The 18335-nt window shown below is 64.2% G+C and carries 18 protein-coding genes; 16 read left to right on the forward strand and 2 right to left on the reverse strand.

Translation table 11 applies throughout. The features are described 5' to 3' along the window. Positions 1–173 precede the first annotated feature (173 nt). The 11 genes from ABIB90_RS32415 to ABIB90_RS32465 all read left to right on the forward strand — a co-directional run bounded on the left by ABIB90_RS32415 (position 174) and on the right by ABIB90_RS32465 (position 12457). The gene (locus tag ABIB90_RS32415; RefSeq protein ID WP_035994555.1) at positions 174–500 is read left to right on the forward strand and encodes a Rossmann-fold NAD(P)-binding domain-containing protein; all 327 of its coding nucleotides are present in this window, start codon (positions 174–176) and stop codon (positions 498–500) included. A 7-nt stretch (positions 501–507) separates the two neighbouring features. Continuing rightward, positions 508–1920, forward strand: coding sequence for a mannose-1-phosphate guanylyltransferase/mannose-6-phosphate isomerase (locus ABIB90_RS32420; RefSeq protein WP_354202124.1), 1413 nt, complete (start codon positions 508–510; stop codon positions 1918–1920). Positions 1921–2104: 184 nt separating this feature from the next. Continuing rightward, positions 2105–3109, forward strand: coding sequence for a Gfo/Idh/MocA family protein (locus ABIB90_RS32425; protein ID WP_007602006.1), 1005 nt, complete (start codon positions 2105–2107; stop codon positions 3107–3109). A 10-nt stretch (positions 3110–3119) separates the two neighbouring features. After that, the gene (locus ABIB90_RS32430) at positions 3120–4307 is read left to right on the forward strand and encodes a DegT/DnrJ/EryC1/StrS family aminotransferase (protein WP_354202126.1); all 1188 of its coding nucleotides are present in this window, start codon (positions 3120–3122) and stop codon (positions 4305–4307) included. A 227-nt stretch (positions 4308–4534) separates the two neighbouring features. Next, positions 4535–6061: a murein biosynthesis integral membrane protein MurJ gene (gene murJ / locus ABIB90_RS32435; RefSeq protein WP_354202127.1), complete on the forward strand. Its 1527-nt coding sequence runs from the start codon at positions 4535–4537 to the stop codon at positions 6059–6061. 162 nt (positions 6062–6223) lie between these two features. Further along, positions 6224–6640, forward strand: a complete 417-nt coding sequence (locus ABIB90_RS32440) for an SRPBCC family protein (RefSeq protein ID WP_354202159.1) — start codon at positions 6224–6226, stop codon at positions 6638–6640. A 299-nt stretch (positions 6641–6939) separates the two neighbouring features. After that, positions 6940–7218: a DUF1127 domain-containing protein gene (locus ABIB90_RS32445; protein WP_007602013.1), complete on the forward strand. Its 279-nt coding sequence runs from the start codon at positions 6940–6942 to the stop codon at positions 7216–7218. 50 nt (positions 7219–7268) lie between these two features. Next, complete coding sequence (locus tag ABIB90_RS32450) at positions 7269–7793, forward strand: GNAT family N-acetyltransferase (protein WP_007602014.1); 525 nt, start codon at positions 7269–7271, stop codon at positions 7791–7793. A gap of 149 nt (positions 7794–7942) precedes the next feature. Further along, positions 7943–10252, forward strand: coding sequence for a xanthine dehydrogenase family protein molybdopterin-binding subunit (locus ABIB90_RS32455; RefSeq protein ID WP_354202128.1), 2310 nt, complete (start codon positions 7943–7945; stop codon positions 10250–10252). A gap of 120 nt (positions 10253–10372) precedes the next feature. Further along, positions 10373–10819 carry a c-type cytochrome gene (locus ABIB90_RS32460; RefSeq protein ID WP_354202130.1) on the forward strand — a complete coding sequence of 149 codons (447 nt, stop codon included), beginning with the start codon at positions 10373–10375 and terminating at the stop codon, positions 10817–10819. Between the two features lie 342 nt (positions 10820–11161). Then, entirely contained in the window at positions 11162–12457 is a 1296-nt protein-coding gene (locus tag ABIB90_RS32465) for a cystathionine gamma-synthase family protein (protein ID WP_354202131.1), read from the forward strand. A gap of 75 nt (positions 12458–12532) precedes the next feature. On the opposite strand, the gene ABIB90_RS32470 is transcribed toward ABIB90_RS32465, so the two are convergent. Next, positions 12533–12949: a CHRD domain-containing protein gene (locus ABIB90_RS32470; protein WP_007602019.1), complete on the reverse strand. Its 417-nt coding sequence runs from the start codon at positions 12947–12949 to the stop codon at positions 12533–12535. A gap of 155 nt (positions 12950–13104) precedes the next feature. Between ABIB90_RS32470 and ABIB90_RS32475 the strand changes: the two genes are divergently transcribed. Continuing rightward, positions 13105–14034 (forward strand): c-type cytochrome, encoded by a 930-nt coding sequence (locus ABIB90_RS32475; RefSeq protein WP_354202132.1) that lies wholly within the window; start codon positions 13105–13107, stop codon positions 14032–14034. A 23-nt stretch (positions 14035–14057) separates the two neighbouring features. On the opposite strand, the gene ABIB90_RS32480 is transcribed toward ABIB90_RS32475, so the two are convergent. Continuing rightward, positions 14058–14303 (reverse strand): Lrp/AsnC ligand binding domain-containing protein, encoded by a 246-nt coding sequence (locus ABIB90_RS32480; RefSeq protein ID WP_007602021.1) that lies wholly within the window; start codon positions 14301–14303, stop codon positions 14058–14060. Between the two features lie 129 nt (positions 14304–14432). Between ABIB90_RS32480 and thiD the strand changes: the two genes are divergently transcribed. The 4 genes from thiD to ABIB90_RS32500 all read left to right on the forward strand — a co-directional run bounded on the left by thiD (position 14433) and on the right by ABIB90_RS32500 (position 18334). After that, the gene (gene thiD, locus ABIB90_RS32485) at positions 14433–15233 is read left to right on the forward strand and encodes a bifunctional hydroxymethylpyrimidine kinase/phosphomethylpyrimidine kinase (protein ID WP_354202133.1); all 801 of its coding nucleotides are present in this window, start codon (positions 14433–14435) and stop codon (positions 15231–15233) included. Positions 15234–15417: 184 nt separating this feature from the next. Beyond that, positions 15418–16230: a UDP-2,3-diacylglucosamine diphosphatase gene (locus ABIB90_RS32490; RefSeq protein WP_354202134.1), complete on the forward strand. Its 813-nt coding sequence runs from the start codon at positions 15418–15420 to the stop codon at positions 16228–16230. Positions 16231–16243: 13 nt separating this feature from the next. After that, positions 16244–17287: a glycosyltransferase family 4 protein gene (locus tag ABIB90_RS32495; RefSeq protein ID WP_354171337.1), complete on the forward strand. Its 1044-nt coding sequence runs from the start codon at positions 16244–16246 to the stop codon at positions 17285–17287. A gap of 63 nt (positions 17288–17350) precedes the next feature. After that, a complete protein-coding gene (locus ABIB90_RS32500) occupies positions 17351–18334 on the forward strand; it encodes a threonine/serine dehydratase family protein (protein WP_354171262.1) in 984 nt (327 codons plus the stop codon). The last annotated feature ends 1 nt before the right edge of the window (position 18335 follow it).

Here is an 18335-nt window from a genome sequence, read left to right on the forward strand (position 1 = left end):
CGCCGAATTCGGCCGCTTTGGTATGGTTTTGGCGCCGATCTTGCAATAGCGGTGATCGGGAGCCCTCATGCAGGGCGGTGGGGCTGTTGCGACCCGGTCGACGCGGCGGCTAAAGAGGCGCCTCGGGCGAAAGATCGAGCGACAGATCGGGCCAAGCAGTCCTTGGGAACAGGATGGCGGATCATGCGATTTTGGTCACGTGTGCCGCCGATTTCATCGGCTTGGTGCCCGCGGATGACCCGGCTGCCGCAAATGCGCCGTCTAGGGTCTACAATGTCGGCAACCACCATCCGGAAGAGCTGACGCACGTCGGAGTTCTGGAGCAGGAGCTGGGTCGGACGGCGATCAAAGAATTGCTGCCGATCCAGCCGGAAAACCTTTTGGAAACGTTCACGGATGTCGATGATCTGATGCGGGACGCCGGCGTTGCACCGTCAACGCCGATCGCGCACGGAGTTCATAATTTTGTCACCCGGTATCGGGACGAGTTCAAGGTTTGAAATGACGATGGACAAACGCATTATCCCCCTGATCATGTGCGGCGGTGCCGGAACGCGGCTGTGGCCGGCTTCGCGCGAGGTGCGCCCCAAGCAGTTCCTGCCGCTGTTCGGCGCGCGCTCGACCTTCCAGGACACGCTGTTGCGCGTCTCAGAGGCTTCGCTGTTCGATCGCCCGATCGTCATCACCAATGCCTCCTACCGCTTCATGGTGCTGGAGCAGCTGGCCGAAATCGGCATCGAGGCCGACGTGATCCTCGAGCCGATGCGGCGCGATTCCGGCCCGGCGATCGCCGCCGGCGCGGTGTTCGCACAGAACCGTTCGAGTGAGGCGATCGTGCTCGCGCTCGCCGCCGACCACGTGGTGCAGGACAATGCGGCGTTCGTCGCGGCGTGCCGTGAGGGCCTCACCGCCGCGAGCGCCGGGCGCATCGTCACCTTCGGCGTCAAGCCGGAGCGGCCTGCGACCGAATACGGCTATATCAGCCCGGGCGAGGTCATCTCCGGCGAGGTGCACGCGGTCGCGCGCTTCGTCGAGAAGCCGGATGCGGTGAAGGCGGCCGACTACCTCAATTCCGGCTATCTCTGGAACAGCGGCAATTTCATGTTCCCGGCCAGCGTCCTGCTCGACGAATACCGCAAGGTCGATGCGGCAAGCGTGGAGGCGATTTCCAATGCTGTCAGTAACGCCGGCCGCGATCTCGGCTTCGTGACGCTGGAGCCCGAGGCGTTCGGCGCGGCCAAGGCGATCTCGATTGACTATGCGGTGATGGAGAAGACCGCGCGCGCCGCGGTGGTGCCGGTGTCGTGCGGCTGGTCCGACGTCGGCTCCTGGCACGCGGTGTGGGAATTGTCCGACAAGGACGCGCAAGGCAATGCTTCCCATGGCAGTGCGGTTTTCGAGGATTCCCGCAACTGCAACGTCACCACAGACTCTGCGCTGGTCGCACTCGAAGGCGTCGATGATCTCATCGTGGTTGCGACTGCCGATGCGGTTCTCGTCTCGCGCCAGAAGGATGCCAACGGGCTCAAGCGGCTGGTCACAAAACTCAAGGCGGTCGCACCGAAGGTCACCGAGGAGCATCTCAAAGTGCATCGGCCCTGGGGCAGCTACCAATCGGTCGACAATGGCGAGCGCCACCAGGTCAAGCGCATCGTGGTCAAGCCGGGCGGACGTCTGTCGCTGCAGAAGCACCATCATCGCGCCGAGCACTGGATCGTGGTCCGCGGCACGGCCCGCGTCACCGTCAACGAGACCGTCAAAAGCGTGCACGAGAACGAGTCGATCTACATCCCGATGGGCGCGGTGCACCGGATGGAGAACCCCGGTAAAATCATGCTGGAGCTGATCGAGGTCCAGACGGGAAGCTATCTCGGGGAAGACGACATCATCCGGATTGAAGACGACTATCAAAGGTCGTAACCAGCACACTCCGAATCACGCGACCCGGGCCAAAAGGATGGTCTCTTTCAGAGGCTTAAGGCCCGGGAAACGTGTAACTTTTTGAATCAAATCGTGTCCGGACCGCTAGCTCCGCATTCGCCACAAATGTGGCGTCCGTGCTAGAAGCGCCCTGGGGATTTGCGTTGAATCGGGGTTTGCTCAAATGAGTTCCACAGGATCTGCACCGGCAAAGGCCGGCTTGCGCGTCGGCGTCATTGGTGCCGGCGTGATGGGCAGCAACCACGCGCGCGTGCTTGCGGGTCTTCCCGGCGTCAGCCTCGTCGGCGTCGTCGATCCTTCGCCGGCACATCGCACGCGGGCGATGGAGCTTGCCAATTGCGCGAGCTTCGAGACGCTCGACCAGCTGCTGGCCGAAGGCGTCGATGCCGTCACCATCGCGGCGCCGACCCATCTGCATCACGAGGTCTCGCTCGCCTGCATCGCCAAGAACATCCACGTGCTGGTCGAGAAGCCGATTGCGTCCACGGTCGCGGAAGGCCGCGAGATCGTCACTGCTGCGCAAATGGCCGGCGTGACGCTGATGGTCGGCCATGTCGAGCGCTTCAATCCGGCTGTGGCCGCCGTCAAGCAGGCGATCGCCGGCGAGGATATTCTGTCGATCGCGATCACGCGCGTCGGCCCGTTCCCGCCGCGCATGTCCAATGTCGGCGTCGTCATCGATCTCGCCGTGCACGACATCGATCTGATCCGCTGGTTCACCGAATCCGACATCGTCGAGGTGCAGCCGCAATTGTCGAGCGCGGTCGCCGAGCGCGAGGACATCGCGCTCTTGCAGTTCCGCACTGCCAACGGCGTGCTCGCGCACATCAATACCAACTGGCTGACGCCGTTCAAGGCCCGCAGCGTCACGGTCGCGACCCGCGGCAAATACGTGATGGGCGATCTCCTGACGCGCCAGGTCACCGAATGCTTCGGCTTCAAGCCTGACGGCAGCTATTCGATGCGGCATCTGCCGGTCGGCCATGACGAGCCGCTCCGCGCCGAGCTGATCGCGTTCCTCAAGGCCGTGCGCAACGGCGAGACGCCGGCGGTCACCGGCGACGAAGGTGTCGCCAGCCTCGAGATCGCGACGCAGTGCTTGGAAACGCCGTCGCGGCCCGCGGCCACGTCGTCGGCCCGCAAGGGTCCGCGCCGCGTCGCGGGTTGATTCCTCATCCATGCCGACCACTCAAGAAGGCGCCAAGAACCAGGCCATGAACCAGCATCTGCGTTCCGAACCCATTCCATTCATCGATGTCGCCTCGCAGCGCCGCCGGCTCGGCGATTCGCTCGATGCCGCCGTGAAGCGCGTTCTCGATCATTGTCAGTTCGTCAACGGCCCCGAAGTTGCCGAGCTCGAGAAGCAGCTTGCGGTCTATTCCGGCGCCAAGCACGTCATCGGCTGCGCCAGCGGCACCGACGCGATCCTGATGGTGATGATGGCGAAGAATGTCGGGCCTGGCGACGCCGTGCTGTGTCCGTCCTTCACGTTCATCGCGACGGCTTCGCCCGTGGCGCGGACCGGCGCGACGCCGGTTTATGTCGACGTCGACGAAGCGACTTTCAACATGAGCCCGGAATCGCTCAAGCGCGGTATCGCAACCGCCCGCAAAGCCGGCCTCAAGCCGGTCGCGATCATTCCGGTCGATTTGTTCGGCCAGCCGGCCGATCACGACGCCATCGCCGAGATCGCCGAGGCCGAAGGCCTGTTCGTACTCGACGACGCCGCGCAAGGTTTTGGCGCGAGCTACAAGGGCCGCAAGCTCGGCACCTTTGGGCTCGCCACCGCGACCAGCTTCTTCCCCGCAAAGCCGCTCGGCTGCTTCGGCGACGGCGGCGCGATCTTCACCGATGACGACGAGCTCGCGGCGACGCTGCGCAGTATCCGCGTGCACGGGCAAGGCGTCGACAAATACGACAACGTTCGCCTCGGCCTGACCGGCCGGCTCGACACCATGCAGGCCGCGATCCTGATCGAGAAGCTGAAGATCTTCGACGACGAGATCGCCGCCCGCAACAAGGTCGCCGAGCGCTACGCGCGCGGTCTCTCCAACGTCGTCACCGTGCCGCGTCTGGCGCCCGGCAACAGTTCGGTCTGGGCGCAGTACACGATCCGCCTTCCTGAGGGCACCGACCGCGACCGCTTTGCCGCCGCGCTGAAGGCCCAGGGCGTGCCGACCGCGATCTATTACGGCAAGTCGATGCATCAGCAGACGGCCTACAAGCAGCACCCGGTCGCCGAGGGCGGCCTGCCGGGCTGCGCGAGCCTGTCGCAGGACGTCATCAGCCTGCCGATGCATGCCTATCTGACCGAAGCCGATCAGGAGCGAATCATCGCGGCCGTGCGGGGCGCGCTTTCAACCTGATTTCGCCGTGCTCACCCTCTCCCCTTGCGGGAGAGGGTGGCTCGCCGCGATAGCGGCGAGACGGGTGAGGGGTCTCTCTCCGAATCGAAAGCTGGGAGAGAGACCCCCCACCCCAATGAGCTTGTGTCTACTTGCGGCGCTGCCCTCTCCCACAAGGGGAGAGGGCACAGCAATGCGCATCGCAAGATGCAATCGACCTCTGTTCGATAAGTCTCTAAAACAGACGCATGCTCGGACGTATCTTCACGGTTGGTGGTTACACGCTGCTCTCGCGGCTGACGGGATTTGCCCGCGACATCATGCTCGCGGCGATTCTCGGCGCCGGCCCCGTGGCCGACGCCTTCTTCGTGGCGCTGCGGCTGCCCAACCATTTCCGTGCGATCTTTGCCGAGGGGGCCTTCAACGCGGCCTGGGTGCCGGCCTATGCGCACGTCCACGGCGAGCGAGGGGAGGGGGCGGCAAGGTTGTTCGCCGACCGCATCTTCACGCTGCTGCTGGCCTCGCAGGTGGTGCTGCTGATCGTCGCCTGGCTGTTCATGCCGCAGGCCATGAGCATTTTGGCGCCCGGCTTTTCCGAGGACGCCGAACAGCGCAAGCTCGCGATCGAACTGACCCGGATCACCTTTCCCTACCTGCTGCTGATCACGCTGGTGACGCTCTATGGCGGCATGCTCAACGTGATGCAGCGCTTCGCGAGCGCCGCAGCCGCGTCGATCTTCCTCAACATCTCGATGATGATGACGCTGGCGCTCGCCGCCTGGTTTCCCAGTGCGGGCCACGCCGCCGCCTGGGGCGTCCTGATCTCGGGCTTCCTGCAATATGTCCTGCTCGCCGGCGATCTCGCCCGCCATGGCGGCCTGCCGCGCTTTGCGCCGCTCAAGCTCGACGAAGACGTCCGCGCATTCTTTAGGGCGTTGGGACCCGCGACGCTGGGCTCGATGGGCACGCAGCTCGCGCTCTTTGCAGACACCATCATCGCGACCTTCCTGCCCGCCGGCGCGTTGTCGGCGCTCTATTACGCCGACCGCCTCAATCAGCTCCCGATCGGCGTCATCGGTATTGCTATCGGCACGGTGCTGCTGCCGGAGATGTCGCGGCGGATCACGGCCAACGACCATGACGGCGCGATGAAGGCGCAGCGCCGTGCGTTCGATTTCACGCTGCTGTTCTCGGTGCCGTTTGTCGCCGCCTTCCTCACCGTGCCCGACGCGATCATGCGCGCGCTTTTCGCCCGCGGTGCGTTCTCGAAGGCCGACGCCGCCGCTGCCGGCGCCACGCTCGCGGCCTATGCCATTGGCCTGATCCCCTTCGTGCTGATCCGCAGCGCGGTCGCGACGTTCTACGCGCGCAAGGACACGGCGACGCCGGTACGGGCGTCGCTGACCGGCATCGCGGTCAACGTCGCCTTGAAAATTGCCTTAATGGGATCGCTGGCCCAGATCGGCCTTGCGCTGGCAACCGCCGTCGGCGTCTGGACCAACCTGCTGCTGGTGCTGTTCTTCGCCGTGCGGCGAGGCTTTCTCGTGCTGGACCGCGCCTGGCTGTTGTCGCTCGCCAAATTCCTGCTGACCGGGCTCATCCTGGCCACTGTCTTCTGGCTCATCGCGCGCTTCGGCGGTCCTTCGCTGGGCGCGATGCACTTCCGGGACGAATTGACGCTGCTTCTGCTGGCCGTCGGGGGCACGATCGTCTATGCGCTCGCCATCCTCGCGCTGTTCGGCCGCCGCTGGCTGGTCTCGCTGGTGCGGGGTTAACTTTTTCATATTTTCTACGCATTGACGGCTCGACCTTGTCGGCACGGGCCAGTCTCGATCGTCCTTGGATGGACACATCTCGGAAGTGCGGTGGATGGACCCTGCACAATTGACGTGATGCCGTCATCTCGAGCCGGCAAAATCGAACCAGGAGCACTGTTTATGAGGATCACCGTCGAAACCAACGTAGCAGCCCCCATCGATCAGGTCTGGCGCGCTTATACGACGCCGGCCGACGTCATGAAGTGGAACGCCGCGTCCGACGACTGGCATACGACCAAGGCGACCGTCGACCTGCGAGAAGGCGGTGTCTTCTCGTCGCGCATGGAGGCCAAGGACGGCAGCATGGGCTTTGACTTCGCCGGGACCTACACGAAAATCATCGAGCACAAGCGGATCGAATACGCGTTCGGCGAGCGAAAAGCTGAAGTCGAGTTTGTGCCCGGCCCGAAGGGCGTTCTCGTCCGCGTGGTCTTCGATGGCGAATCGACGCATTCGGTCGAGCAGCAGCAAGGCGGTTGGCAGGCAATCCTCGACAACTTCGCACGATACGTGGAAGCGAAACAGAAGAAGTCGTGAAGGGCGTTGACGGGCGTCGTCGGCTTCGGCGCCCGGCACCCTCAGGTAGGGACTCGCCTCCAGGATGCAGCGAACCTCCACACATCTCTTGATTTTGGGCGATTGCTGTGGTAATCGCAGCGCATGATCAAATCAGTGCGCAAACTCAACTGCATTCACATGACCCGCTTCGGCTGGGCCGTGGAAGGAGTCGCGCGCTAAGAATTCGACGACGACATCTTTCCACCAGGCCCCGCCGGCATCGGACGGGGCCTTTTGTTTGGCCACGCTCCCTGCCGGCACAACAGCAGGAGCATGCGATGCCACCCCAACAGACGAACATCCCATCCGAGGCCGAGGGGCTTCCCCTCGAACTTGCATCGACGCGGAGCACCCTAGGCTCGCTCGCGCAATACTGGCGTGCGCTCCAGGACTGGCGTGGGCGGCAGGGTCCACAAATCGCCTTGCAGGACCTGAGTGACAGGGAGCTGATGGATATCGGCCTAACGCGTGGCGAGATTGACTACATCTCGCCGGAACGGGCTGTCGATAGGCTGAGAGACAATGCGAGGACCCTGTGGGGCCGCGGTGGGATGTGACAGACCAGCGGTCCTGCCGACATTCGCAGCGACTAGGAGAGGAGGCGACGATGATGTCGCATGCGCCGGGTGCCCCGGCGGACTTGGAAATCCGCCGATTGACTGTCGATGATCTCGACCTCTTTCGTGACATTCGCGCGGAGGCGCTTCGGACGCACCCTCAAACGTTTGGTTCTGCCGAAGAGGACGAGGGCGGAGAGGCGATGCTGACTGCCTATCGGCATTGGCTCAGCGGAGCGATCCTTGGCGCCTTCTGGCGGGGAAATCTGATCGGAGTCGCGGGCTTCTACGTGTCGCCAGCTCTTCGGTCGCAGCCCAGGGGTCACATCTTCACGGTTTACGTGAGGGAAGATGGCCAAGGTAAAGGAATCCGAAATCGACTCGTCAAGGAGCTTCTTGACCATGCCGAGGCACGCGTCGAGCAGGTACATCTTGAGGTCCTGCTCGAAGCAACCGTTGCGATCAGGACCTACAAGCGCAATGGATTCGAGGTCTACGGCACGGATCCCGCTGCAGTCCGCATAGGTCATATCACGTATGACAAATATCTTATGGTCAGGAAATTCGGCCATTGAGGGGCAGCTGCGCGTCAGGGTTGCCCGAAGGCCCGAGGGCGGTTCGAATCATCGGCCTTGACAGGCGTGGCCCGCCGAAACCCGTTTGCCTTGCCAGTTTTTCCACGGCAATATGCCGGCAAAACAACCATGAGAAACGGGACGAGAAAATGGCGGCTCCCATCAAGTTCGGCGTTGGCCAAAGTGTGTTGCGCAAGGAGGATGACGCGCTGATCCGCGGCAAGGGCCGCTATACCGACGATTATGCGCCGCAGGCCGCTTTGCGCTGCCTGATGCTGCGCTCGCCGCATGCGCATGCCAAATACACCATCGATGCGAGCCGCGCCCGCGGCTTGCCCGGCGTTGCGCTGATCCTGACCGCGGCCGACGTCGCCGATCTCGGTGACCTGCCGTGCCTGTTCAATCTCGAGACCGACCCGTTCAAGGGCCCGCCTTACCCGATCCTCGCCAAGGACGAGGTTCGCCATGTCGGCGATTCCATTGCCTTCGTCGTGGCCGAGACCATCGACCAGGCCCGCGACGCGATCGAGGCGATCGACGTCAAATGGAGCCCGCTGCCGGCGGTGACCGGGGTCGTCAACGCCGTGAAGAAGGGCGCAGCCTTGGTCTGGCCGGACAAGCCCGGCAACGTGCTGTTCGACGTCTCGATCGGTGACAAGAAAGCGACCGAAGCGGCGTTTGCCAAAGCGCATACGGTGGCCGAGATCTCGATCGTCAATCCGCGCGTGGTGGCGAACTTCATGGAAACGCGCGCGGCAGTGTGCGAATACGACGCCAAGCGCGACCATCTGACGCTGACGGTCGGCAGTCAGGGCAGCCATCGCCTGCGCGATATCCTCTGCCAGAACGTGCTCAACATCCCGACCGACAAGATGCGGGTGATCTGCCCCGACGTCGGCGGCGGCTTCGGCACGAAGCTGTTTCCCTATCGGGAATACGCCCTCCTGGCAGTCGCCGCGCGAAAGCTGAAGAAGGCGGTGAAATGGGCGGCCGATCGCACCGAGCATTTCATGGGCGACGCGCAGGGCCGCGACAACGTCACCACCGCGAAGATGGCTCTGGCCGACGACGGCAAGTTCCTCGCGATGGATTGCGACCTGATGGGCGACATGGGCGCGTATCTGTCGACCTTCGGGCCCTATATCCCGCATGGCGGCGCCGGCATGCTGCCGGGCCTCTACGACATCCAGGCGTTCCACTGCCGGGTGCGGACCATCTTCACCAACAGCGTGCCGGTCGATGCCTATCGCGGCGCGGGGCGGCCCGAGGCTGCTTACGTCATCGAGCGTCTGGTGGACGCCTGCGCGCGAAAACTCGACATGACGCCAGATGCCATCCGCCGCAAGAACTTCATTCAGCCGAAGGCGCTGCCTTACAAGACCGCGACCGGCAAGGTCTACGATTCCGGCGACTTCGCTGCGCATCTGAAGCGCGCGATGGAGATCGCCGAGTGGAAGGAGTTTGGCAAGCGCGCCAAGGCGGCCAAGAAGAACGGCCTGATCCGTGGCATCGGACTTGCGAGCTATGTCGAGGTCTGCGGCACCATGGGCGAGGAGACCGCCAATGTGCGGATGGACCCCAATGGCGATATCACCGTCCTGATCGGCACCCAGTCGAGCGGGCAGGGCCATCAGACCGCCTATGCGCAGATCGTTGCCGAGCAGTTCGGCGTGGCGCCCGAGCGCGTGCACGTCCACCAGGGCGACACCGACATGATCGCAACCGGCCTCGGCACCGGCGGCTCGGCTTCGATCCCGTCAGGCGGTGTCAGCGTCGAGCGTGCGACCCGCGAGCTCGGCGCGCGGCTCAAGGAGATCGCAGCGCAGGCGCTGGAAGCCAGTGCCGGCGACCTCGAGATTACCGATGGGCTGGTACGCATCGCCGGCACCGACCGTTCGATCTCGTTCGCCGATCTTGCCAAGCGTCCCGGCGTCGATCCGTCGAAGCTCAATGCGAGCGCGACCTTTGCCAGCGCCGACGGCACCTATCCGAACGGCACCCATGTCGCGGAGGTCGAGATCGATCCGGCCACCGGCATCATCAAAATCGTCAACTACGTGATCGTCGACGATTTCGGCATGACGCTCAATCCGCTGCTGCTGGCGGGCCAGGTCCATGGCGGCGCGATGCAGGGCATCGGCCAGGCGCTGATGGAACAGGTGGTCTATGGTGCGGGCGACGGCCAGCTCGTCACCGCGACCTTCATGGACTATGCGCTGCCGCGCGCGGCGGACGGGCCGGACTTCGTGTTCGAGACGGCCAACGTCCCCTGCAAGACCAATCCGCTGGGGGTGAAGGGCGCGGGCGAGGCCGGTGCAATCGGGTCCTGCCCGGCCGTCGTCAATGCCATCGTCGACGGGCTCTGGCGCGAATACAAGATCGACCACATCGATATGCCGGCGACCCCGGAGCGGGTGTGGATCGCCGTCAACGAGCACCATCGCCGTCACAGCCTGTGACAATTTTTCACGGAATGAAGTCTGCCAAGCGGTGTTGGCCCCATTGAGGGGTCGGCACGATCGTGCAGCACGGCGATCCTGCATCAAGGCAATTCTGCATCAAGGAAAGGGACTTTGCGAATGAAGCGAGTGTTGGTTGTTGGGGGCGCGCTCCTGCTCGGCATGGGCGCGGTTTGGGCACAACAGGACTCCGTCAAGGAGGTCCAGACCCTGATGAAGGGCAACGGCAAGAACGCCGGCGCAGTGGCGGCGATGGTGAAGGGCGAGAAACCCTACGACCAGGCCACGGTGGACAGCGCGCTGGCGCAGTTCGAGGACACCGCCAAGAAGCTGCCGAACCTGTTTCCGGCGAGCGCAAAGGGCATGAAGCCCGAGGGCGACTACAGTGCCTCGCCGAAGATCTGGGAGGACAAGGCCGGGTTCGATGCCAAGATCGCGAGCTTCGCCAAGGTCGTCGGTGAGGCCAAGGGCAAGATCAAGGATATCGACTCGCTCAAGGCGAATTTTCCCGCGGTCGGCAAGGAATGCGGCGGCTGCCACGAGACGTTTCGCGTGAAGAACGGTTGACGGAAGGAAAAGATTCGTAGCCCGGATGGAGCGCAGCGCAATCCGGGAATCCACACGAGCTGACAGACTGCCCCGGATTGCGCTTCGCTCCATCCGGGCTACTGGGAATCAAGAAGGGCGGCCCTGCGAAAGCAGCCGCCCTTTTTATTGCGTCGCGTGTCGCCGCTGGAAATTCTATCCGCAAGGCCTGACGGATCGCTGCCGGAGCAGCTATCTTTGCTCCAGCCGCCGCGGCATTGGCGTGAGCTTTTGACGCCGACGCATCCCGCTCCTGACTCATTCAGGACATCAGGAGTTCCAACCCGCGGCGAGCACCTCAAATCAGCAACAGCGAGACAAGCCATGGTCAAACCGTTCCCGTCGAAGACGCACATCGGCAACCATATGCTGCATCCGGAAACGCTGATGCTGACCTATGGCTACGATCCGCAATTGTCGGAAGGCGCGGTCAAGCCGCCGGTGTTCCTGACCTCGACCTTCGTGTTCAAGACGGCCGAGGACGGGCAGGACTTTTTCGATTTCGTCTCCGGCCGGCGCGAGCCGCCGGAAGGGATGGGCGCGGGCCTGGTCTATTCGCGCTTCAATCATCCCAACAGTGAAATCGTCGAGGACAGGCTCGCGATCTACGAGCGCACCGAGAGCTGTGCGCTGTTCTCATCCGGCATGGCGGCCATCGCGACCACGATCCTGGCGTTCGTCCGCCCCGGCGATGTCATTCTGCATTCCCAGCCGCTCTATGGCGGGACCGAAACCCTGCTGACGAATACGCTTGCGCGTCTGTCGATCGGCGCCGTCGGCTTCGCCGATGGCGTTGACGAAGCTGTGGTCAGCCAGGCCGCGGAGGAGGCCATGCGCAAGGGCCGGGTTTCGATGATTCTGATCGAAACTCCGGCCAACCCCACCAACGGGCTGGTCGACATCGCGATGATGCGGCGTGTCGCCGAGACCATCGGAAAGACCCAAGGACACGTTCCGATCATTGCCTGCGACAATACGCTGCTCGGACCGGTGTTTCAGCGGCCGATCGAGCACGGCGCGGATATTTCGCTGTACTCGCTCACGAAATATGTCGGCGGTCATTCAGATCTGATCGCGGGCGCCGCGCTCGGGGCGAAGGCGGTCGTGAAAGGCATCAAGGCGCTGCGGGGCGCCATCGGCACCCAGCTCGATCCGCATTCCTGCTGGATGATCAACCGGTCGCTCGAGACGCTGAGCCTGCGCATGGAAAAGGCCGATGCGAATGCGCGCCTCGTGGCGGACTATCTGCGCGATCATCCAAAAGTGGCCAAGGTGCACTATCTCGGTCATCACGAGGCGGCGTCGCCGGATGGACTTGTGTTTGCGCGGCAATGCACAGGGGCGGGGTCCACGTTCTCGTTCGACATCGTCGGCGGCAAGGCCGCCGCCATGAAATTCCTCAATGCGCTGCAGATCCTCAAGCTGGCGGTGAGCCTCGGTGGAACGGAGTCGCTTGCGAGCCTGCCCGCCACCATGACCCACTCTGGCGTTCCCGCCGACATCCGCCGGAAAATCGGTGTGCTCGATTCCACGATCCGGCTGTCGATCGGCATCGAACACCCGTCGGATGTGATCGCCGACCTCGCGCAGGCGCTGAACGCAGCCGAACCTGAGGTGTGATGTCTGCGCCAGGGTTACGGGGAATCGAAAAGGGCGGCTGCTATGGCGGCCGCCCTTTGCTGGTCTGTGCGAAGTTTACTTCGTCACCTGACCGCGGATCTCGCCGCCCGGATTGGCCGCGGTGTGGATGTTGACGTAGAGCTTGCCGCCGAGCAGATCGGCGGCCTGCGCGTCGGTCAGAGTCGCCGAGCCTTCGGCCGGGCTGGTGGCAGCGCCTGGGATCGGGATCGCGACGCCGGCGTTCTTGCCGGGCTCGGCAGGTCCGTGGAAATGCGCGGCGGTGGCAGGGCCGGACAGGCCGGAATAGGTGACCTTCCAGGACAGCTTCTTGCTGGCGGCGTCGTAGTCCAGATCAGCCGTTCCCGTGCCGCTGCTGGTCGTTGCGGGGACCTCGGACTTGGCGTCGAGCGTTGCTTTCAGCTTTTCGGCGCTGGCCGAACCCGCAAAAGCAACGGCGCCAAGCACTGACATGGCGATGACGATCTTGTTCATGATTTTTCTCCCTGCTGAACCCGTTTGGGCTGCCAAACTTCCAACAGCCGGCATTTCAGTTTATTCCCGTTTCAGGCCGCGGTGGGCTAAATTCTTCGTGGCTGGAGCCGCGAGGGCATCGGTCATAAGCTTCGCCGCGACGACGAAAGGACCGCATGTTGCGACGAACAATCTCCGTGGCGCTGCTCGCCGCACTCGCCGCAGCGGGCGTCTATTGGTGGCTCAGCGCGCCGGTGGTGGCGGCCGCCGGCACCGCGCCTGCCCGCGTCCCTGATCTTGCCAATGGCCAGGTGATGTTCAACGCCGGCGGCTGCGCCTCATGTCATGCCGTCCCCGACCAGCCCGATCGTCTCAGGCTCGGCGGCGGCGTCGCGATCAAGTCGCCGTTCGGAACGTTCTACGCGCCGAATATCTCGTCCGATCCGACCGACGGCATCGGCAAATGGAGCGACGCAGAATTCGTCAACGCGGTGATACACGGGGTCGCGCCGGACGGACGGCATTATTTTCCGGCCTTTCCCTACACGTCCTATCAGCACGCCAGGCGCGAGGACGTGCTCGATCTCTTTGCCTACCTGAAAACGCTGCCGGCCGTTGCAGGCAAGGTGCGCGACCACGACGTGCGCTTTCCGTTCAACATCCGGCGCAACGTCGGCATCTGGAAGTTCCTGTTCATGGACGGCGAACCCTTCGTCGCCGACAGCGCGAAGTCGCCGCAGTGGAATCGCGGCGCCTATCTCGTCAACAGCTTTGGCCATTGCGCGGAGTGCCACAGCCCGCGCAACGCGCTCGGCGGGATCATGGCCGGACAACGCTTCGCCGGCGGTCCCAATCCGGAAGGCGAGGGATGGGTGCCCAACATCACCCAGAAGGGCATTGGCGAGTGGAGCGCGAAGGATATTGCCTATTTCCTGAAGACCGGCGAATTGCCCGACGGCGACAGCGTCGGCGGCGCGATGACGCGGGTGATCAAGAACACCTCGCAATTGCCGGACGACGATCTCGCGGCGATGGCAGACTATCTCAAATCGCTGCCGCCGGTGGACGGTCCGCCGCGCCCCAAGCGCAAGGAGGGCGGCGCCTGATCAGGCCCGCCCTTTCCGGACGGTCAACTCGCGCCAAAGGCCTTGAAGGTGATGATGGTGAGGGTGTCCTGGATGCCGGGCAGCACCTGCACCTTCTCGTTGACGAAGTGGCCGATATCGGTGTCGTTGTCGACGTAGAACTTCACCAGCAGGTCGTATTGACCGGCCGTGGAATAGATCTCGGAGGCGATCTCGGCTTCGGCAAGCGCATTGGCGACCACATAGGATTGGCCGAGCTTGCATTTGATCTGGACGAAAAAGGGAACCATCGCGGTCACTCCGAAAGCATATCTGGCGGCTAATAGGCCAAACCCGGCCGGATTTAGCAAGCGAACTTGCTGGGTTGAGGCAGGCGCGCTAGGACGGGCCATGGCTTCGAAAACGCGGAAAATCGCCCCATGACGACGCCCGTCGCGCTGACCATTGCCGGCTCCGATTCGAGCGGCGTCGCCGGCATCCAGGCCGACCTGAAGACCTTTGCTGCGCTTGGCGTCTTTGGCGCTTCCGCCATCACGGCGCTGACCGCGCAGAACACCCGCGGCGTCACCGGCATTCACGCGGTGCCCGCCGAATTCGTCACCGCGCAGATCGACGCGGTGTTTTCCGATCTCGAGGTCGGCGCGGTCAAGATCGGGATGGTGGCGCAAGCGGCCAGCATCGATGCGATCGCGGCCGCGCTGTCGCGCTGGGCACCCCGGCATGTCGTGCTCGATCCCGTGATGGTGGCGACATCGGGTGATCGCCTGCTCGCCTCCGAAGCCGTCGACGCGCTGCGCATCAAACTGATGCCGCTGGCCTCGGTGATCACACCCAATCTGCCCGAGGCCGCGGCTCTGCTCGACGAACCGGTCGCGGCCAGCGAGGCTGAGATCGAGAGCCAGGGGCGCCGACTGCTGGCGCTCGGTTGCCGGGCAGTCCTGATCAAGGGCGGGCACGGCGAGGGCGCCGAGAGCATCGACTATCTCGTCGATGCCAGCACCACGATCGCGCTCGCCGCGCCGCGCGTTGCCACTCGCAACACCCATGGCACCGGCTGCTCGCTGTCCTCGGCGGTCGCCGCCGGGCTCGCCAGGGGCGAGGATCTCGAGCACGCCGTGCGCAACGCCAAGACCTGGATCAGCGCGGCGATCGCGGCCGCCGACCGCTTCAGCGTCGGTCACGGCCACGGCCCGATCCATCATTTCCACAAATTTTACTGACGCCGCTCGCGAGCGCGCCGCAGTTCCGGGTTCTTGCGGAGGGCGCTGAGGCGCCATGTCGCCTGATTGTCGCATGCGACTGATATTCGCGGGGTGGGCGAGGCAAGCGCGATTCGTATCCGAAGGTGCCTCAAAGGTTCAATTGGTCATCCCCCTGTCACGGGACATTGTTACAGGCTGGCGCATGGGAAGTTACGATGTGAGTGACGAGAGCCCGAAGCGGCGCTTTCGCACGTTGTTCATCTCCGACGTTCATCTCGGAGCCCGCGGTTCTCAAGCCGACCTTCTGCTCGACTTCCTGCGTTTCCATGATGCCGACACGATCTATCTCGTCGGCGACATCGTCGACGGCTGGGCGCTGAAATCGAGCTGGCATTGGCCGCAATCGCATAACGACCTGGTCCAGAAGCTTTTGCGCAAGGCGCGCAAGGGCGCCAAGGTGATCTACATCCCCGGCAATCACGACGAGTTCCTGCGCAACTATTACGGCACGCATTTCGGCGGCATCGACGTGGTCGAGAACACCGTCCACACCGGTGCGGACGGCAAGCGCTATCTCGTCATCCACGGCGACATCTTCGACCTCGTGGTGCAGAACGCACGCTGGCTCGCCCATCTCGGCGACAAGGCCTACGACTTCGCGATCCAGCTCAATCGCTTTGTCAACTTCTTCCGGCGCATGTTCAAGGTGCCCTATTGGTCGCTGTCGCAATGGGCGAAGCAGAAAGTCAAGAACGCCGTCAACTATATCGGCGCGTTCGAGCAGGCGCTCGCCGCCGAGGCGCGGCGCCACGATGCCGACGGCGTGATCTGCGGCCACATCCATTACGCGGTGATCCGCGACGAGGGCGGTATCCGCTACATGAACTGCGGTGACTGGGTCGAGAGCTGCACGGCGCTGGTCGAGCACGACGACGGCCATTTCGAGATCATCACCTGGGCGGACCAGGCCGAGAAGCCGGCACAGGTCCCGCAGGTTGCAGCCAGAGCTGCATGACAAGGGCAGCCTGATGCGCATCCTGGTCGCGACCGACGCCTGGCACCCGCAAGTCAACGGTGTGGTTCGGACGCTGACCAAGCTTGCCGACGCCGCCAAAAGTCTCGACGTCGAATTCTCGTTCCTGACGCCGCAATCGTTCCGCACCTTTGCGATGCCGAGCTACCGCGACGTGCGGCTGGCCATGCCGCGCCCGGGCAGAATCGCGAAGCTGATCGAAGAGGCGCACCCCGACAGCATCCACATCGCGACCGAGGGGCCGATCGGCCTGATGGTCCGGCGCTATTGCCGCCAGCGCAAGCTGCCCTTCACGACCAGCTTCCACACCCGCTTTCCCGAATATGTCCGCGCCCGCGTGCCGGTGCCGGGCTCGCTGATCTGGCGGGCACTGCGCCGATTCCACAGCCCCAGCCGCGCCGTGATGGCGGCAACGCCGGCGCTCGCCAGCGAGCTGACCGAGCGCGGCTTCGACAATGTCGTGCTGTGGCCGCGCGGCGTCGATACCCATTTGTTCCATCCCCGCGCGATCGATCTCTGCTTGCCGGCACCGGTGTTCCTCTCGGTCGGCCGGGTCGCGGTGGAGAAGAATCTCGAGGCGTTCCTCGACCTCGACCTGCCCGGCACCAAGGTGATCGTCGGCGATGGTCCGGCGCGTGTCGCGCTGGAGGAGGCCTATCCGGATGCGATCTTCCTCGGCGAAAAGCATGGCGAGGAACTGGCGGACATTTACGCTGCCGCCGATGTCTTCGTGTTTCCGAGCAAGACCGACACGTTCGGCCTCGTTCTGCTCGAGGCGCTGGCGAGCGGCCTGCCGGTCGCGGCGTTTCCGGTGAAGGGGCCCCGCGACGTGATCGGCGATGCGCCGGTCGGCGCACTCGATCACGATCTGCGCAGCGCCTGCTTCGCCGCACTCGACATCTCCCGGCAGGACTGCGTCGAATTCGCCGCCAACTACACCTGGGAGGCCTCGGCCCGGGCTTTTATCGACAGCATTTTGGCGGTCGGTGCCGTGATGCCCGGCCGGAACGGGGCAGAACCGGCGCGATTCGTCGCCTGAGGGGACGAAATCCTCGCGCGGAGATGTCTTGCTCGCGCCTCATCCGCCGCGATAACATCAGGCATGACAGAACAGCTCCTCCCGATCGGCCCTGCCGATATCGATGCCGCAGCCCGCGTGATCGCACCCTTCGCCGTCCGCACCCCGCTGTTGTCCTTTCCCGTGCTCAACGAACGCGTCGGCGCAAAGGTCTATCTCAAGCCGGAGATGCTCCAGCGCACCGGCTCGTTCAAGTTCCGCGGTGCCTTCAACAAGGTCGCCTCGATCCCGCAGGACAAGCGAGCCGGCGGCGTGGTCGCGTTCTCCTCCGGAAACCATGCCCAAGGCGTGGCGGCGGCGGCAAAGATCCTCGACATGCAGGCGACCATCGTGATGCCCGCGGATGCGCCGTTGTCGAAGCGCGAGCGCACTAAATCCTACGGTGCAGAGGTCGTGCTGTACGAGCGCGACCGCGACGACCGCGAGGCGATCTCGCGCGGCATCGCCGAGAAGCGCGGCGCGACACTGGTCAGGCCCTATGATGATCCCTTCGTGATCGCCGGCCAGGGCACCGCCGGCCGCGAAATCGCGGAAGACATGGCGGCACTCGGTCTTGCCCCTGACATCGTGGTAGCGCCGGCCTCCGGCGGCGGCCTGATCGCGGGCGTCGCGACGGCCGTGAAGGCACGCTTTCCGCTGGCCCAAATCGTTGTGGCCGAACCCGAGGCGTTCGACGATCACGGCCTGTCGCTGACTGCGGGTCATCGCGAGCCGCACGGGCCGGCAGGCCGCACCATCTGCGACGCGCTGATGGCCCTGATCCCCGGCGAGATGACGTTCGCGATCAACAGCAAACTGCTCGCACGCGGCGTGACAGCGTCGGACAAGGAAGTCGGCGCGGCCGTCGCGTTCGCCTATCGCGAGCTGAAGCTCGTAGTCGAGCCAGGCGGAGCGGTCGGCCTGGCCGCGTTGCTTGCGGGACGACTTGATGTTGCCGGCAAGAACGTCGTCATCGTGCTCTCCGGCGGCAATGTGGATGCGGATTTGTTTGCCGAGCTGGTGGCCTGAT

The organism is Bradyrhizobium sp. JR4.1 (assembly GCF_040548605.1).
GTDB lineage: Bacteria > Pseudomonadota > Alphaproteobacteria > Rhizobiales > Xanthobacteraceae > Bradyrhizobium > Bradyrhizobium canariense.

Coding starts and splice junctions, on each gene's coding strand:
- ABIB90_RS32415 (WP_035994555.1), top strand. CDS start 174: ATGGCGGATCATGCGATTTTGGTCACGTGTGCCGCCGATTTCATCGGC.
- ABIB90_RS32420 (WP_354202124.1), top strand. CDS start 508: ATGGACAAACGCATTATCCCCCTGATCATGTGCGGCGGTGCCGGAACG.
- ABIB90_RS32425 (WP_007602006.1), top strand. CDS start 2,105: ATGAGTTCCACAGGATCTGCACCGGCAAAGGCCGGCTTGCGCGTCGGC.
- ABIB90_RS32430 (WP_354202126.1), top strand. CDS start 3,120: ATGCCGACCACTCAAGAAGGCGCCAAGAACCAGGCCATGAACCAGCAT.
- murJ (WP_354202127.1), top strand. CDS start 4,535: ATGCTCGGACGTATCTTCACGGTTGGTGGTTACACGCTGCTCTCGCGG.
- ABIB90_RS32440 (WP_354202159.1), top strand. CDS start 6,224: ATGAGGATCACCGTCGAAACCAACGTAGCAGCCCCCATCGATCAGGTC.
- ABIB90_RS32445 (WP_007602013.1), top strand. CDS start 6,940: ATGCCACCCCAACAGACGAACATCCCATCCGAGGCCGAGGGGCTTCCC.
- ABIB90_RS32450 (WP_007602014.1), top strand. CDS start 7,269: ATGATGTCGCATGCGCCGGGTGCCCCGGCGGACTTGGAAATCCGCCGA.
- ABIB90_RS32455 (WP_354202128.1), top strand. CDS start 7,943: ATGGCGGCTCCCATCAAGTTCGGCGTTGGCCAAAGTGTGTTGCGCAAG.
- ABIB90_RS32460 (WP_354202130.1), top strand. CDS start 10,373: ATGAAGCGAGTGTTGGTTGTTGGGGGCGCGCTCCTGCTCGGCATGGGC.
- ABIB90_RS32465 (WP_354202131.1), top strand. CDS start 11,162: ATGGTCAAACCGTTCCCGTCGAAGACGCACATCGGCAACCATATGCTG.
- ABIB90_RS32470 (WP_007602019.1), bottom strand. CDS start 12,949: ATGAACAAGATCGTCATCGCCATGTCAGTGCTTGGCGCCGTTGCTTTT.
- ABIB90_RS32475 (WP_354202132.1), top strand. CDS start 13,105: ATGTTGCGACGAACAATCTCCGTGGCGCTGCTCGCCGCACTCGCCGCA.
- ABIB90_RS32480 (WP_007602021.1), bottom strand. CDS start 14,303: ATGGTTCCCTTTTTCGTCCAGATCAAATGCAAGCTCGGCCAATCCTAT.
- thiD (WP_354202133.1), top strand. CDS start 14,433: ATGACGACGCCCGTCGCGCTGACCATTGCCGGCTCCGATTCGAGCGGC.
- ABIB90_RS32490 (WP_354202134.1), top strand. CDS start 15,418: ATGGGAAGTTACGATGTGAGTGACGAGAGCCCGAAGCGGCGCTTTCGC.
- ABIB90_RS32495 (WP_354171337.1), top strand. CDS start 16,244: ATGCGCATCCTGGTCGCGACCGACGCCTGGCACCCGCAAGTCAACGGT.
- ABIB90_RS32500 (WP_354171262.1), top strand. CDS start 17,351: ATGACAGAACAGCTCCTCCCGATCGGCCCTGCCGATATCGATGCCGCA.